The sequence below is a fragment of the Thalassospira lucentensis MCCC 1A00383 = DSM 14000 genome, from assembly GCF_000421265.1.
Classification (GTDB): domain Bacteria; phylum Pseudomonadota; class Alphaproteobacteria; order Rhodospirillales; family Thalassospiraceae; genus Thalassospira; species Thalassospira lucentensis.
Window position 1 is genome coordinate 1 of record NZ_ATWN01000005.1, and the last position, 16,155, is coordinate 16,155.

Here is a 16,155-nt window from a genome sequence, read left to right on the forward strand (position 1 = left end):
ATCGCATCAGGGGACTTGCTGAACTTCTTCTTCCACACATACAGGGAATGTGTGCTGACACCGAGACGAGCAGAAACTTCCGCTACTGAGTAGCCTCGTTCTGTAATCTGACGAACGGCATTAATCTTGAACTCATCGGTAAAATGACTCTTGGGCATCGTAAACTCCTTGCCTCACTTTATAAGTGATGAGGTGTCTACAATTTCAGGGGCTATTCATCACGACGAGCCGAGCCTGTAGCACAAACGGTAATCTTTTCTTTTTTCAGCGTACCATCGGATCAGTCTAGCCCCATTTGCTTCGATTCCGAGAAACCAGCGAGTGAAATCGAGTTCGAGTTGCTGAACAAACTAACATTTATTGAGTGTTTACGCTGATTTTTACAAAACAGATTGAATTTCTGTAATGCTTCGATATCGCTACATTAAGTGGTAAATCGTAGGATAATGCATCGTTATCGATGCATTACGAAGAGAGACAAATTTAGTTGTTAGTTCTCAATCACCGTGATTTGTCGTTATTGGACGATATGGAAATTACAGAGGAGGGGATCGCACCAATATCAGATAATTTCTGCTGAATAGCCTGGTGTTTCTCGTAAAACTTTAGCCAAGCCTTCATTCCACCCACTTCTCCGACGGCATGGATCATAGCCCTATGAGATGACAGCAAAATGTCCACGGTTTGTTCTAGCTCCTGAATTCTTTTTTCTTTTTGCTCAAGTTTGGCAAGCATTTTTGGCTTAGACTGCTTATCGGCTTGTTCCTGGATTTTACGCAAATGAGACTGTCGTTTAATCCATTCGGCCAGTTGTGCGCTTCTCCATTCATCTCGTGTAATTGAGGTAGCTGCAGAGAAGCCACTTACTGACCGCGAGACAGAACGCGCAGTTATCGTTTCATTTGTCTGAAACATCCTATCGAGGACACGAAGAAACTCGCGGTCCCTCTGCGCTGCGGTGCGCGTCCTTCGTTCGGGAAATTTTACGTTTCTCATTATTAGACTTGGCTTCTACTTTTAATAGGCTCCGACAAGTCATCGCCTTCTTCGAACACTTTTTCACCATCCCTAGTCGCAAGGATTTTATCAATACCATCAATCATTTGTTTGGCATGTTTCAATTGATTTTGGGCACCAATACCTTCTGGCCTTTGAGATATCTCATCAATTGCAGTTTGCATGTTTTGCTTGGTCCGTTCCAAGTTCTCTCGGTGTTTAGTGTTATCTGTCGCCACCAAATGGCTGCAGCCATTGAAGCATTGTAGGTGTTTAGGGCAGGGGTCTACGGTGAAACTGTTAACGCAATAACCATAAGGCGTTGCATGAAAGCCGTCCGCTTCAGCACTAAGAAAATCAAAAGCGGCTACGTCTCCGAGCTCTTTTTGGATTTTTCTGAATGTCCCCACAATTGGTCCCGAGACCTTTCCCGACTGAATCATAGCCAATACCGTTTTGGATCTTTCCGGAAGCTCTTGTGCTTCTGGTGGGAGATCAATCGCAGAAAGCTCTTCAGCTAACGTTCGATGGTCATATTCGTAGCTTTGGGCAACACTTTTGCGATTGAATCGCTTTGTAATGATTGCGTCGGAAATTCCAAGCCGGAAGAGTTCAGTGTTTTGGAGGTGGCGAAGCGAATGACTTTTCAAGCCAAGCTGACGATCTTCTTCAGTTTCACCATAACGGGCAAAGATGCCTTTTTTGCCCGGTGCCAGATGAATACTGAGGTCTTCCGACGTAACTCTGCCGACCGAAAAATAGAGGTTCAAATCGCAAATACCGTCATTTCGAGCTTCTGCCAGTGCTCGCTTTGGGTTCAGAAACAGAAACTCGTGCGCCTGAATTGAACGCCCATCAGCCAACCTGATAGGATCCGTATCCGATACCTTGGTTGGCGTAGTCTTCCTTACTAGGGCCTCGATCTCCTTGACCTCTGCCAAATCGCCAGGCCGTAACTTCGGCCATCCTTCTTTTGCTTTCCTAATCCAGTAAAGATAGACAGCGTTTATAAATGCGTCTCCCGAATAAACTTGATTGCAGGCGATTTCTCTCAAGACACTCGAATTGAAGTTCTCTCTGTATTCCTGAACTAGATGTTCTGGAATAGCCGATACGCGAATTTGCGGATTACCTGTCAACCTCGTGTAGAGCTGGTAAGCTGGCAATACCGAGTTAGTATCTAAATCGGGAAATACTCTGCCTGTTGATACCTGGAGCTTTAATCGTTCCCGAAGAGGTTTTGTGACACGCACAACTTCATCGAGCGTCTCTTCCAATATCTTCTCAAACATTGTTGGGATATGTTGAACCGCCTCATGCAACAGCACGCTGTGCTGTTCTCTACCAGTTTACTTTTCGGCAAAATGTCTCAACATCAATGTTCGTGAAATGCCCCCACATTCCCCGGCTGACCGGCTGTCGAAATCGACGTGGTCTATGGTTCTCTTCCAGTCTGCAGGAATAGAGGACACTTCCCCAATACGCAAACCGCACAACAAAAGAACCTTTAATTGAGAAAATCTAATAAAATCGGAGAAAGTTTTTGGTTTCTCCGTAAAGACAATTCTCACTAACTCCCATAATGCACGGCTTTCCGGCAACTTGCGGCCGTTTCTTCTTTCTGACAGTGTCTTTCGAACTTCCGGTCTAGGCTGGTTCGCTCTCAGCTCTTTTCGACTGCTAAAGAGATGATAGAAGGGACCACGATCACAAAGCTGTTGCGCATCAAATATCAATCTGATGTTGCTGATGATTAGTTCTCTCAGTTTTCCAGATTTTTGAACTCGGTCAGCTGTATCGCAGGCAGTCGTGTTTCTCTGAACGCATAACTGCTGTATCGCTGCAGCTTTGATCAGGTCTTGCCAACTTTGGCTCAAAGGGACCTTTCCAGATACATATCCTTCAGTCTGATTAAATACCTTAACCGTATTATCGTCGTACCCTAGATCTCGCAACCAATGCACAGGAGGCGGAGTAGCACCTGCAATTGCAGTAAGGTTCCATGCCTCATGTTTGGGTACCATCCCAGTTTCGCCGCCAGCCAACCCCCACTTGATACCTTTTTGCTCTGCATGATGTTTCCCAAGTGCGACAAATGTTGAGAAAAATTTATTCATGTTCAGAACCTACTTCTTCGCTGGGAATGTCGACAATTATTTGCTTTATCGCTTCCAATGTTGTTTTGAGCTGAACAAAAGCAGGTGACTGATTGTCACCTTGAGATGCGTCAAAAAAGAATCTGACCACTTGCCGAAGATTATCAAATACTGTCGAATGCACAGAGCGCTCGCTAACTGGTAGAAACTTGGGGCAAGTGTAACAAGAGAGAGCAGGGTGCTTTGCACACATTGACTGGCCTATGCCGCAAGCACCAATGCCAGAAATAGGAATCCCGTGGGGAACTCCTCCCACTTGTTGATCAGCAGGCATCCTGAGCAGCTTCTGCTTATCGATGGTCTTGGTTTTAGCAACTTCAGAAATCGCACTGTAAATGGGAGATACAGCAAGAGCTTGGTTAAGTTTCTCAGCTTGAGTTGGCGAGGCTTCAAAATAACAGAGTGAAGTCTTGGTATGAGAGTGGCCAAGAAACTCGGCCACCTCTTCCGCATTAGCTCCGCTGTCTACCAATCGTTGCGCTGCTGTGTGCCTGAGAGGTATTGCGGTACGCCTAACACCAGTGATCGCCTCTGTTGTGTCCCCAATTAGTGTAGTAATCTTCGAGCGTTCCACTGGAAAAAACTTAGTATCTTTGGCTCTTTCCGAATGTTTCCAGACTTTAGAATGCTGCCGCCGAGTTAGGTACTCTACCAAAATAGGCGACCATTCCCTTTTCACTCTTCTCTTAAATCCAAATCTAGCTTCGGGAGTGCGTTTCTTCGCTCGATGGGCTTGAAAATGAGCCGTTTTTATTCCGTCGACACCCTCAAAAATTGTAAATTCAGCTAAGTTTAGCCGGCAAATCTGTACTGGTCGAAGACCATGTTGATAGCTGATACACAGCAAACTCGCTTTTAGTAGTTCTGCATCATCTAGATTATTACTTTTGCGAGCCATTTCATCGAGATAACAAACAATCGCGGTCTCTTCGGTCAGAGTTAAAATTACTTCTCCGCTTTGAACACCGCGGGAACCTTTCGCGTAACGAACAGGGAGAAAGCGAATAAAATCCTGTTTATCTGTGCAAAAATGACCGATAGATAGCTCGCAGAAGAAGTTCAAGAGTAGCTTTATGGTATGTACATTAATTTCTGCAGGACTATCACACCACGAACCATCCCAATGGAGTTTCCATTCCTCAATCGGCATATCTATTGCCTTGAGAAACCAAGTCTCAGATTGACTCTGTTTGATTGTTAAGAGCGCTCCAAAACATCTTGCTGCATATCCTGTGGCATTGCGACCAAGTAACCAGAACATGAAATGTTTCAACAAGTACCGTACGTCCAAATCTTCGAATTTGGAGAAATTTATGTTCACTCTGGTGGTATCAAAATTTAGCTGCCAGACGTCACTTTGATATGGGCTTTCGATTGTTCGCCAGTCTTCGTCGTATTCGTCGACATAGCGAATATGCGACGGAAGTTTGGGGAGTTTTCGAATGTGTTCGCGAACCGAAGTATCCCAATCAAATCCAAAGCTCATTTGGCTAGTCATGAACATGCTTCCGATAATCAGTACGATGTGACCGAAGATAACTGACGGAGCATTGTCACGCGCTCGTCAAACTGTGAGTTCCAAACCGAATTCAACCGATCTTCAAAAAACGCTCTCGCGTAATGGCGAGGCATGTCTGAATTTTTTGACCACCCAAAAAATACTCTTAGGTTTTGCAGGGCAACTTCCATCTCCAACCCATAATCGACAAACTGGCGAAGTCGAAAAACCGCGCACGTATGTCGGCAATCGTGCGGCGTCACTTTTTCTACGCCTTGGCGGGAATACAAATCGCGTTTAGCCGTTTTCGCCAAAGCAGACGAAAACCGGTCAAAAATCACATTTATACTTGGAACTGATAGAGGTTGCTTCCGGTTCGATGCGAACATGAAGCTATGGGGTTGGCGCCCTCTATAATTGTCCAAGTAGAATTGGATGAGCTGGGAGAGCGAACGAGATAGCGGTATTTGGCGATGTGAGAGGTCAGTTTTAATTCCGGGGGTTAAGAATCTTGGATCCTCAATCTCGTATTCATTTTCAGTAACATTAATCCAGTATCTGTGACTGGCAATTGTCTGGTCCCATTCCTGCTTAATCGCATCAACAGGGAGCACGAGTGCTTCTGAGCGACGAATACCCTGATGTAGATACAAAAGGAACAGAGAATAATTGCGCCAACGATGAGATTCAGATCGAAATGGATTTCGCTTAGATAGCGGGTCCGCAATTTCATACAGATCCTCGATGACACTAGCGGGTAGGGCGCGCACAGGTCGCCTGCGAGGGCGTCGTTTTACATTCAGGCTCGCATAAAGGCGTTCAATTCGTTTAATTTTCCGATTGAGGTAGTTAAAGGAAATGTCAGAGTTCTGATTTTGAACTTGATTTCGAATTAAAATCTCGCGGACAAATTCGAAAGCTGTTTTCCAGTTCCGATTATAGTTGGATTTGTTTCCACGACCGGCTTCATTACGAAGCGATATGAAATATGCTTCGAGACAGCTCTCAATTTCCGAGTACTTGCTTTCGAAAAGCAAGCTATCTAGGCAGTCTTCATCCATTAAATCCGCGACAAAGCGATAAAGTCGATCGATCGCTGAAAGCTTGCCTGAGAGGGTGCTTTTCCGCAGTGCGTTTCCATGCAATGCCTCCCACACGGTTGGCCAGTAACGCGGGAGACCGCGCGTATCCGTGACGACGATAGAATTGAAATCGGCAGGTAAGTTTGGAGAACGAATGTGTTGAACTGTCATAACGATTTGTAAATACGACAGAAAGTTTATCGCAACCAATAAAAACGCCATTTAGACGCGCTCAACGCAACACACCTGAAATTAGACTGACGTTCCATAATATATATTATGACAAATAATAATCAGCTGTAGCTTCAGCGCGCCCCAAACCCTACACTAAATGTCATATATCAACTCACACCACCTATCGATTGATACTATTATGTTTTCTCCTGCCTGAAGCGATCAAACGCAACAGCAATGACAATAAATGCCCCAACGAATGTTCCTTGCCAGAATGTACTGATGCCTAACAGAATGAGGCTGTTTCGGATCACTTCAATTAATAGTGCGCCGATCACAGCACCGAATGCTGTGCCGCCGCCGCCAGCCAAATTAGCCCCACCAATCACAGCCGCAGCAATCACGGTCAACTCCATAGCTTGCCCCAGATTGGTCGTGACACCACCAAGCCAGCCCACTTCAAGAACACCTGCAATACCGGCCATCAGGCCAGAAAACATATAGACGCTGACTTTTATCCGCGCGACTGGGATACCGGTCAGAACAGCCGCATTCTCATTGCCCCCAATTGCGAACAAATGCTGCCCCCAGCGCAGCTGACGGAACGCGAAAGCCGTTATAACCGCTAGGATGATCAAAATGATCAGCGGATGTGGCAAACCAAATGTCGCGCCGCCGCCAAGCCACAGCAAAAAGTCATGGTCAGGACCAAATTCATAAATCATCTTGTTGTCCGACAACACCATGGCCAGACTACGCGCGATAGACAGCATACCGAGCGTGACGACAAACGGTGGCATCTTGGCATATGCGATCAGAACGCCATTTATTGCGCCAACAAGCATTGAAACCGAAAGTGCTGCGAGACACCCTACCCAGAACGGCATTCCTGCAGACATTATGACGCTTACAGTCATCGCAGAAATCACCAAGGTCGAGCCAACCGATAAATCAATGCCGCCCGAGGCAATGACCGCTGTCATGCCGAGCGCAATAATCCCGACAAACGCAAAGTTGCGTGTGACATTGAAAAGATTACGTTCCGTGGCAAAGCTGTCTGTGAGAATAGTTAATGCAAGACAGGCAAACACGGCAGCCATAAACACCCAGAAAATCTGCTGGCTTGTAATGCGCGCGATCAATCCGTGATGCTGTGAACGGTTAATGGCATCAGCAAGAGTAGGATCTGACATGCTCATTGTTCCTTTTTCATTTCCACTCATGCTGTTTCAATTGCCCCGGTAATCAGGCCTGTGATTTCTTCTGGCGACGAGTCTGACGCTTTTTTGTCGGCCACAAGTTCCCCACGCCGCAACACAACAACTTTATGAGCAACTTCAAATACATCGGGCATGCGATGGCTTATTAAAACCACTGCGATCCCATGATCACTCAATTGCCGGATCAGATTAAGAACCTCTGCGACCTGACGAACGGAAATCGCCGCTGTCGGCTCGTCCATCAGAACGATCTTTGCGTCACTCAAGAGTGTTCTGGCAATTGCAACCGCCTGACGCTGCCCACCAGACATTCTGTGCACCAAATCACGTGGTCGGGTTTCTGATTTCAAACGCGCAAACAACTCAGCAGACCGTTTACGCATGAATGCATAGTCGACGATTTTTATCGGCCCGATTTTACGGGTCGGTTCGCGCCCCAAAAATACGTTCGAAGCGGCCGTCATATTGTTACAGATTGCAAGATCCTGATAGACGACCTCGACACCAGCTTTTTGAGCATCCAATGGCTTGTGAAATACCGTTCTTTGATCAGAGATAAAAATATCACCAGAACTTGGTGCGAAATTGCCCGCAATGACTTTGACTAATGTGGATTTCCCAGCACCATTATCGCCCATAAGACCGACAACTTCCCCGGGCTCAATCGCCAAAGAAACGTCTCTAAGTGCCTGAATAGCCCCATAGCTTTTGGATATGTTTTTTAATTCCAGAACGTTCATTAACCCCCCTTCTCTGCCGCCGCACCGATTTATCAGGCAATGCACAGAGTACTTCTTATTGTGATTTATGATTTTTGCAGCAAACCCAAAGCGCGTTCAGTATTCTTCCTGTTGCGATAGGCCGCAAATTGCTGATCTGCCAAAACGCCAAGCAGGATAACAGCGCCCATCACTGCGAAGTTCAGTGAAGACGGAATTCCCAACAGGTTGACAAGATTTTGCAGCTCCTGCAGCAGCACGGCGCCAAGAACAATGCCAATCACAGATCCTTCGCCGCCACGAAGCGAACATCCGCCCAATACAGCCGCGGCAATCGCGTACAATTCATAAAAGTTGCCATGAGATGACGGCTGAACAGACTTGGTGAACATTGCGAAATAGATCGCCGCGATAGACGCCAACACCGCACATATTACGTAAGCCGCGATGGTCACAAACCGGGTATTGATCCCTGAGAAACGTGCCGCTTCTTCATTCTTGCCGACTGCGCAAAGATGCCTGCCAAAGACGGTATGGTGCAAAACAACCCACATGATTGCAGCAACGATCAGCATTGCAACAAACGAATGCGGCACACCAAAGCTGCGCCCGATTGTTAGCCATTCCAGTTGCGGGTAGTTCGACCCGAATGGGAAACCAGCAGTAGATTCCGCCGTATATCCCCGTGCTATCCCGCGATAAATCAGCAACCCGCATAGCGTCACGACAAATGGCTGCAGTTTAAACCGGGTTATTAAAACGCCGTGTGCTAAACCAATTGCCACCCCCAAGACAATCATCAGTGCGACGGCCAAGGGCCATGGAACGCCAAATTTACCGACCATATCGACAAACAAGACGCCAAGCAGGGCAATGACCGATCCAACCGAAAGATCAATGCCGCCCGTCATGATAACAAAACCCTGCCCAATGGCGAACAACCCAAACAACCCAATCAGGTTTGCAGTGTTGCCAAGGTTAATTGGCGAGAGAAAAAGTGGGTTTCGCATGTAAACGATGATACCCACAACGATAATCAGAACCGCCAAACCGATGTCTTTTTTTTGCATTTTTCAGGCCTCTTCCAGCACCCTGCCGACGGCAAGATTAAGGACGTTACTTTCGGAAAATTTCAGGCGTGGCAATTCCCCAGTGATCACTCCGTCTTTCATTACGACAATCCTGTCAGACACACCGATCACCTCTTCCATATCACTAGATATCATCATCACTCCTACTCCACGATCAGCCAGAGATCGCATCAAACTGTAAATCTCGGCTTTCGCACCCACATCGATCCCGCGGGTCGGTTCATCAAAAATGATGACCTTCGGATCCATAGAAAGCCACTTTGCCAGAACGACTTTTTGTTGATTTCCGCCTGACATTTCATTGGCAGCGCGGCAAACATCATGTGTCTTGATCGCCAAAGAACTCCGCTGAACCTCGGCGACCTCTATCTGACGTTTTTGCGAAACCAGCCCGTGCGACGTGAAGGCAGGAAGATTGGCCATTGTAATATTCTCGACCGTTGGAAAATCCAGAATCAGGCCGGCACGTTTACGATCTTCCGGAACAAGATAAAGCCCGGCGGTAATCGCATCGGCCGGCGATTTCGTGTTTAGGTGCTCACCATCTATCAACACCTCGCCGCCAAGCTTTTGACCAACACCAAAGATGGCCTCGGCCAGCTCCGTGCGTCCGGCGCCAATCAGTCCGGCGACACCAAGGATTTCTCCTGCCATCAGGTCGAAGCTTGCAGGACGATCAGGTTTGCTTTTGATGCAAAAGTTTCTGACGGATAAAATTGGTTTGGACGACATTTGTGTGGGCGGTGTGTAAAGCGCCTTAAGATCACGTCCAATCATCATGTGGATCATGGCGTCATGGGTAACGTCTTCACGCTCTAGCGTTCCGACATTATGGCCATCGCGCAAAACAACTGCACGGTCGACACATTCCTCAACCTCACTCAGCCGATGGGAAATATAGACAACTGCAATCCCTTCCGCCTTTAGATCCGCGATCACCTTTAACAGCATGTTGGTTTCAGACAGGGTAAGACTTGACGTCGGTTCGTCCATAATGACCAACCGCGCATTCATCGATAAAGCTTTGGCAATCTCAAGCAACTGGCATTCCGCCAGCGACAACGTCGAAACCGGTGTGTCTGAATGAAACTGTGCGCCCACACGATCAAGGAGCGGTTGCGCCAATTCATTCATGCGTTTTCTATCAGTAAGACGCAGTGGCCCACGAACCTTTTCACGCCCCAAAAAGATGTTTGCCGCAACATCCATGTTATCGAAAACATTCAGTTCCTGATGAACGAAAGCGATACCTGCTTGCTGTGATTGTTGAACATCGAACCTGCAATGCTCTTGACCATCTAGTATGATCCGTCCCGAAGTTGGCGCAATCAAACCGCCTAGAATTTTCATGAGGGTTGATTTGCCCGCCCCGTTTTCCCCAAGCAGGCCAACCACTTCACCAGCTTTGATCTGCAAAGACACGTCGTTCAATGCGACGACGCCTGGGTACACCTTAGTGACACCCTCCAGTCTCAGATCAAGCCTCTGCACTGCACTCATTACATTCGGCTCCCCAATGTCTTCGATATCAACAGAAGGTGCGAGTGGGCATGGCGGCAGTCTCATATCCGCACACACCCACTCGCTAGGCAGGGGGAAGAAATTACCCGCCTATTCTTTCCTTAACGATTGCTTCGAATGCATCGACATTGGATTTATCGATCACTTTGGTGGGCACAATAATAAGACCATCATCTGGAACCTGTGACGTATCACCTTCCAGATAATCAGCCATCAGGTGCATGCCCTGATACCCCCACTGATAGGGATCCTGAACAACCGTGCCTGCAAAGCTGCCCTCACGCACAGCCCCAAGGGTTACAGGATCTTCGTCAAACGCAATAACTGTGACCTGCCCCAATTTTCCGGCAGCCTGCAATGCTTCATAAATTTTAGGCGGGTTGTAGGAATAGAACCCGACCATGCAGTTGATGTCCGGGCTGGCCGCAAGTACATCATCGACGTTTGAACGCGCGCGGGCAAAGTCAACATCATCGCCGCGAACGTCAACAAGCTCAATACCTGCCCCCTCAACAGCCTGACGGAATCCTGCAATACGTTCGATGGCGTTATCCGCACCAAGGAATCCGACGAATCCCATACATTTCCCGCCGTCTGGCATAGATTGCACCGCGATTTCACCAGCTTGAACACCAGCAGCGACATTTGATGAACCCAAATAGGAAATACGATCACTTTGCGGTGCATCACTATCTGTGGTGAACAGCGGAACCTGGGCCGCAATGCGGTTAAACGCATCGATCGAGTTCTTTGGGTCTGCCGATGAAATCATGATCGCATCGGTCCCGCCTGCCACCAAATCATCCATCAATGCGTTTTGAAGCGCAGCGGTCCCCTGTGCAGGATAGCGAAACTGCAACTCATACTCTGGCAGTTCAGCCTGTGCAGCTTCAACACCCGCTTCGGCAAGTTTCCAAAAGTCAGATGCAGCATTAACCACAAAAGCCAGTTGTTGTTTTTCTTGTGCGAATGCTCCACCTGCCAAAACCATCGACAAACTGAACGCCGCAACTGTTGATGCAATTTTCATTGTTAGTCCTCCCGATAAATTGCCAGCACATCTGTGTTTATAAATTATCTTCGTGCTGATTAATTAATAATATAATTAATAATATTGGATCAAGCTCTTTTCGTCAAAAAACCGTAAGTTGATATCTCAACTCAGACATTGACCCATTTTTGTTTGGTTTCGCTTGCGAAAATCGCGTCAAGGACGCGCATGGAGGCAATGGAATCCTCAATCCCGTATGACAATGGTGTTTGCGTCAGAATTGCTTGGGCAAATTGTTCAGCCTGCTCGGTGTATTGATCACATGGTGGTATGACCTCACACCCTGCCATGCTGCCGTCGAAACTGTCACCGTGATCAACGATTACGACTGTTTCCTCGCCTGCTGGCGCATTATAGGGAATCATGACCTCAGCACGGGCCTTTGTTCCGAACACATTTAACGTCTGGTACGGACATAATTGCGTCGACACAACGAAGGACAATTGCCGACCTCCCCCAAAGTCCGCAACGACACTCGCAGTGCGATCGGTCTTAAACTGCGGGTCGCGCTCGATCAGCGCGGTTACCCGCAAGGGTTCCGTTTCGAACAGGAAACGGCCAGCGGTAATTGGGTAACAGCCAATATCCATCATCGCACCACCCCCGTTTTCCGGGCGATTACGAATGTTATTCTTATCATCATTAAAGTAACTGAAGACCGCCTGAATGGCGCGCACCTGCCCCAACTCACCGCTTCGGACCATTTCACGAAGACGAAGCCATTGCGGATGGTAGCGAACCATAAAGGCCTCGGTGACCATTACATCTTTTGGGCAACTGCGAAGCCGTTCGGCATCTTGGGCGTTTAGTCCGATAGGTTTTTCACAGAGCACATGCTTGCCGGCTTTCGCTGCGGCTATTGTCCAGTCTACATGCATATCGTTTGGTAGCGGGTTATAGATCGCGTCAATTTCCGGGTCCGCAATCAACGCCTCATACGAGGCATATGTTTTTTGAATCCCAAGATCCCTAGCCGCCTGCGCTGCACGCTCAGCGTTCCGCGATGCAATCCCCAAAACATTCGAAGAAGCCGAATTCTGGATTGCGGGTATCACTTTCTCCAGCCCAATATTGGCTGTCGAAAGAATGCCCCAGTTGATTTTTCTTGTTGCCACGCCTGCTGCCTGCCTTGCCATAAGTTGATAAAAATTGGGCCGGATCTGAAAAACAGACCCGGCCCAGCTCATGATTTCTCGATGTTAGTTGTCCGCGCAGAAACCCGGATCAGACTGATTGCAAACATCAAGCCCGGTGAACAGTGGATCATCGACTGATTTTCCGTTGATCAACTCGATCATGACGTCTGGCGCGCGGTAGCCCATTTCAAACGGACGCTGTCCGACCTGAGCATGGCTACGCCCATCACGGAAAGCCTGCGTCTGCGGAGGAAGCGTATCGCCCGCAATCAAAATCATGTCTTTGGATTTCAGGCGATCCATCACCTGGTCGGTTACTTGCGCATAGGCTTGTGGTGCAAACTGGGCCCAGCCGCCAATCAGAATAAAGGCGTCTAAATCTGGATTTGCGGTAAAGGTATCTGCCATCTGCTGATTGGCCAGATCGACCTGGTCATTTGTAAACACAGGGCAACCCTCGATTTCCGTCCAGCCATTGGTGCTTTCAAGGCGCTCAATGCCTTTGGTGCCGGCAATCGTGTCCCGGAAGCCGGCGGCACGCGCATTAATATTGTCTGCGGCAACATTCCCCAGTTGAAGACACACAGACCCACCAGACGGTTTTAATGTCATGGCTTCTTCGGCCATTTTGACACCCATTAGGTAGTTGTCCGTCCCCAGATAGGTCGCACGCAAATCGCGATCTTTTTCAAGGAAATCAGCATCGATCGTCATCACCGGCACATCCGGATTGATCTGACGGATGCGGTTTGCCATTGCCGGCGCATTTGAAGGTGAGATTGCAATCGCGGCAACACCACGGGTCAGCAGATCGTCGACGATCTGAACTTCACCTGCCTCGTCAGCACTTGATGCAGGCCCGGTGTACAGGCACTCATATTCCGAGTCTTTGTTCTCGGACATCCACTTCTGACACCCCAGATTAATCTGCTCGAAAAAAGGGTTATCCAAGCCTTTAACTACAATGGCCAATGTCTTTTTATCATTGGCATTTGCGGTTCCAACACCTGCCGCGACAATCAGCGCAGATGTGAGAATTAGTAACATCTTATTTTTCACGTTTCGCTCTCCCTAGTTGGTCTGGCCCGGAGTTGATTACCCCGGATACCAGATTGTCCGAGGATCGTTCGGCTTCCTTTCATAAGACCAGGCGCGCTCGATCATCCCCTCGAAATCTACTTGCGGCCGCCAACCAAGCGCCTGACGCGCCTTTGTGTTGTCCAGCCAGTTGCTATGAAACGACGTCGGAATTTCAACAATCTCCATCCCCCGCGTCCGCAAGAGATACCCCGCCACCGATGCGTAATCGACCGGATCGTCCATCGCGATATTAAAAAGCTCCTGCTTTGCACGCGGGTTATCCAATGCTGCCAGCAAGGCGGCGACCAGATCATCAACATGGACAAAGTTGCGTTTAAGCGACGCCCCGGTGCTGTCGCGCATTAACGGAACAAATCCCCCGAGGCCAAGGCGCGCTGCCTTGTCGGCACTCATCAAATCACTCCAGATTGGCCCGCCAAATTGGTCTGGGCCGAATGAGAGCGCGTGCTTGAAATCATCTTTTTCCATGATCCAGGGCGCACGTAAAACAGTGCCGTTCAGACCATACTGGATCTGATATTGCTCGATCATGACTTCCTCAAGCACCTTGGTCAGTGCATAGCACCCTCTGTATGCTTTCCGCGGCGAGTTTTCAGTAATAGGTGCTGGATAGTCCTTGAAAATATGCCCGACACTGCAATCCCCTCCGATCAGGATGAACTGCCTTAGTGTCGGTGACTGGCGGGCTTCCTCAAGCAACAGAAACATTCCCTTGATCGCCACATCAATCACCAGATCGGGGCTTTCTTTCACTGCAGCCATGTGAAGCACGTGGGTCACACCGTCCATTGCCGATGCAACAGCTTGCGGATCTGCAAGCGATCCGGTCACGACCTCCACCCGTTCACCCGCCTCAATTCGACGGTTGTGACACAGTGCCACGACCTCCGCGGATGAAAATTGTGGTTTTTCAAGGAATGATGGCAAGAACGTTTTGCCAACCTTTCCGGTTGTGCCCGTAATCAGAATTTTCATTAATTTTTCTCCCTATTGAATTAATAATATTTATTAATAATAATGAGTCAAGTAACCTTGCGATAAATGACCCGAATAAATTCATGATTCGGACCAATTAATAATTATTACCTTTCTCCCGCCTGGCGGGTTGTCTTGATACGACCGAAAAGGTATTACCATTGGCGCTTTGGTGACCTACCCCGCGCCAAATCGATTAAATTGTCAAATGAACGGCAGAATTTGTCCGTCCGTTTCGGGACGCCTGATGCAACCGCTCAAGAATAGTGCTTGGCCAAAAGACCAGAGGCAGAACAAGTCAATGTCGGAAAAGAAACTCTACGGTGGCAAAAACCGTCCTACGATGATGGATGTGGCGACAATGGCCGGCGTGTCACAGGCGACGGTATCGCTTGTGCTAAACGGTAGCCCGGCCAAATTAACTGAAGCCACCCGACAGCGCGTGATCGATTCTGCCAACGACGTTGGTTACCAGCTTGTTCGTCGAGAAAGCCAAATGGCGCCAAGCAGCAAAGTCCGCTCTACGATTATCTTCATTGTAGATGAAATTAGCACAGACCCCTGGATGGCCCTCGCCTTTGAAGGCGCACACAATAAGGCACTGGAATACGGGATTAATGTCTGTCTGGCCGTTAGCCATGGCAATGCCAACATCGAAGCCAGTATCGTTAATCAGATGGCAGATTCAAATGTCATTGGTTTTCTCTACGGTACGATACTGACCCGACTGGTAGAGTTGCCGGCAGCACTGTCAAAAAAGCCAACCGTTCTCGTTAATTGCTATGATAGCACACGCACACTACCGTCGGTTTTACCAGGCGACCTTGTCGGTGGACGTGCCGCGACAGAACGACTGATCAGTGCAGGATGCAAACGCGTTGCTATCATTAACGGCCAAAAAGGTGTCGACGCATCGCGAGACCGGCTTAAAGGATACAAACAGGCACTTGCGAGCAACGATATGCCATTCCACCCGGAACTCGTTCGTCCGGGCAATTGGGAGCCTTCAACAGGCTATTCAATGACACACGAACTTATGGCATTGGATAATCCGCCGGATGCGATTTTCTGCGCCAATGATTTGATGGCACTTGGGTGTTTTGATGCCTTGCGCGAACTGGGCCTTAGCGTTCCGGAAGATGTCGCTGTGATCGGCTTCGATGACCGGGAAATTGCGCAGCACACCCACCCGTCTCTTACCACGCTGATTTTACCACACTACGAAATGGGCGAAATTGGTGCGGAACTCCTGATTGATAGCGTTGGCGGCTTACTCGCAAACCCCAACCAAATCAAAGTCGAGTGCCTATTGGTAGAGCGCGATTCTGTCGTAAAGTCCTCAGAAACCGCATAAAGCAGGTAAAGTCAGATTCGGAACTCCACAAATTAGGTGTCTGTAATCTGATATGCCTCAAACATACTACGGGTATCTGGC

At 48.4% G+C, this 16,155-nt stretch carries 15 protein-coding genes; 1 reads left to right on the plus strand and 14 read right to left on the minus strand.

Translation table 11 applies throughout. From position 1 onward, the window contains the following. From K355_RS0111115 to K355_RS0111175, 14 genes are all read right to left on the minus strand, one after another. Nucleotides 1-158: transposase (locus K355_RS0111115; protein ID WP_022732218.1), on the minus strand; the 158-nt coding region annotated here is incomplete at its 3' end. 343 nt (nucleotides 159-501) lie between these two features. Beyond that, on the minus strand, nucleotides 502-996 hold the full coding sequence (locus K355_RS23865) for a hypothetical protein (RefSeq protein ID WP_022732219.1): 495 nt from the start codon (nucleotides 994-996) through the stop codon (nucleotides 502-504). Between the two features lie 2 nt (nucleotides 997-998). Continuing rightward, nucleotides 999-2,324: a hypothetical protein gene (locus K355_RS25115; protein ID WP_147250388.1), complete on the minus strand. Its 1,326-nt coding sequence runs from the start codon at nucleotides 2,322-2,324 to the stop codon at nucleotides 999-1,001. 21 nt (nucleotides 2,325-2,345) lie between these two features. Continuing rightward, a complete protein-coding gene (locus K355_RS25120; protein ID WP_051145984.1) occupies nucleotides 2,346-3,113 on the minus strand; it encodes a hypothetical protein in 768 nt (255 codons plus the stop codon). Then, nucleotides 3,106-4,650 (minus strand): tyrosine-type recombinase/integrase, encoded by a 1,545-nt coding sequence (locus K355_RS0111130; RefSeq protein ID WP_022732220.1) that lies wholly within the window; start codon nucleotides 4,648-4,650, stop codon nucleotides 3,106-3,108. Before K355_RS0111130 ends, K355_RS25120 begins: the two co-directional genes overlap by 8 nt. Nucleotides 4,651-4,667: 17 nt before the next feature. Further along, nucleotides 4,668-5,954, minus strand: a complete 1,287-nt coding sequence (locus tag K355_RS0111135; protein ID WP_022732221.1) for a site-specific integrase — start codon at nucleotides 5,952-5,954, stop codon at nucleotides 4,668-4,670. Nucleotides 5,955-6,103: 149 nt separating this feature from the next. Next, nucleotides 6,104-7,099 (minus strand): ABC transporter permease, encoded by a 996-nt coding sequence (locus K355_RS0111140; RefSeq protein WP_206186362.1) that lies wholly within the window; start codon nucleotides 7,097-7,099, stop codon nucleotides 6,104-6,106. Nucleotides 7,100-7,125: 26 nt separating this feature from the next. After that, a complete protein-coding gene (locus K355_RS0111145) occupies nucleotides 7,126-7,866 on the minus strand; it encodes an ATP-binding cassette domain-containing protein (RefSeq protein WP_022732223.1) in 741 nt (246 codons plus the stop codon). A gap of 65 nt (nucleotides 7,867-7,931) precedes the next feature. Continuing rightward, complete coding sequence (locus K355_RS0111150) at nucleotides 7,932-8,915, minus strand: ABC transporter permease (protein ID WP_022732224.1); 984 nt, start codon at nucleotides 8,913-8,915, stop codon at nucleotides 7,932-7,934. 3 nt (nucleotides 8,916-8,918) lie between these two features. Then, entirely contained in the window at nucleotides 8,919-10,514 is a 1,596-nt protein-coding gene (locus K355_RS0111155; protein WP_245562941.1) for a sugar ABC transporter ATP-binding protein, read from the minus strand. A 25-nt stretch (nucleotides 10,515-10,539) separates the two neighbouring features. Continuing rightward, the gene (locus K355_RS0111160) at nucleotides 10,540-11,487 is read right to left on the minus strand and encodes a sugar-binding protein (RefSeq protein ID WP_022732226.1); all 948 of its coding nucleotides are present in this window, start codon (nucleotides 11,485-11,487) and stop codon (nucleotides 10,540-10,542) included. A 131-nt stretch (nucleotides 11,488-11,618) separates the two neighbouring features. Further along, nucleotides 11,619-12,695, minus strand: coding sequence for a Gfo/Idh/MocA family protein (locus K355_RS0111165; protein ID WP_022732227.1), 1,077 nt, complete (start codon nucleotides 12,693-12,695; stop codon nucleotides 11,619-11,621). Between the two features lie 12 nt (nucleotides 12,696-12,707). Beyond that, nucleotides 12,708-13,703: a substrate-binding domain-containing protein gene (locus K355_RS0111170; protein ID WP_022732228.1), complete on the minus strand. Its 996-nt coding sequence runs from the start codon at nucleotides 13,701-13,703 to the stop codon at nucleotides 12,708-12,710. 36 nt (nucleotides 13,704-13,739) lie between these two features. After that, complete coding sequence (locus K355_RS0111175) at nucleotides 13,740-14,720, minus strand: NAD-dependent epimerase/dehydratase family protein (protein WP_022732229.1); 981 nt, start codon at nucleotides 14,718-14,720, stop codon at nucleotides 13,740-13,742. 247 nt (nucleotides 14,721-14,967) lie between these two features. On the opposite strand from K355_RS0111175, the gene K355_RS0111180 reads away from it, so the two are divergent. Then, complete coding sequence (locus tag K355_RS0111180) at nucleotides 14,968-16,074, plus strand: LacI family DNA-binding transcriptional regulator (RefSeq protein WP_211219029.1); 1,107 nt, start codon at nucleotides 14,968-14,970, stop codon at nucleotides 16,072-16,074. The last annotated feature ends 81 nt before the right edge of the window (nucleotides 16,075-16,155 follow it).

Coding starts and splice junctions, on each gene's coding strand:
- K355_RS0111160 (WP_022732226.1), bottom strand. CDS start 11,487: ATGAAAATTGCATCAACAGTTGCGGCGTTCAGTTTGTCGATGGTTTTG.
- K355_RS0111150 (WP_022732224.1), bottom strand. CDS start 8,915: ATGCAAAAAAAAGACATCGGTTTGGCGGTTCTGATTATCGTTGTGGGT.
- K355_RS0111145 (WP_022732223.1), bottom strand. CDS start 7,866: ATGAACGTTCTGGAATTAAAAAACATATCCAAAAGCTATGGGGCTATT.
- K355_RS25120 (WP_051145984.1), bottom strand. CDS start 3,113: ATGAATAAATTTTTCTCAACATTTGTCGCACTTGGGAAACATCATGCA.
- K355_RS0111180 (WP_211219029.1), top strand. CDS start 14,968: ATGCAACCGCTCAAGAATAGTGCTTGGCCAAAAGACCAGAGGCAGAAC.
- K355_RS0111130 (WP_022732220.1), bottom strand. CDS start 4,650: ATGACTAGCCAAATGAGCTTTGGATTTGATTGGGATACTTCGGTTCGC.
- K355_RS23865 (WP_022732219.1), bottom strand. CDS start 996: ATGAGAAACGTAAAATTTCCCGAACGAAGGACGCGCACCGCAGCGCAG.
- K355_RS0111135 (WP_022732221.1), bottom strand. CDS start 5,954: ATGGCGTTTTTATTGGTTGCGATAAACTTTCTGTCGTATTTACAAATC.
- K355_RS0111165 (WP_022732227.1), bottom strand. CDS start 12,695: ATGAGCTGGGCCGGGTCTGTTTTTCAGATCCGGCCCAATTTTTATCAA.
- K355_RS0111140 (WP_206186362.1), bottom strand. CDS start 7,099: ATGTCAGATCCTACTCTTGCTGATGCCATTAACCGTTCACAGCATCAC.
- K355_RS0111175 (WP_022732229.1), bottom strand. CDS start 14,720: ATGAAAATTCTGATTACGGGCACAACCGGAAAGGTTGGCAAAACGTTC.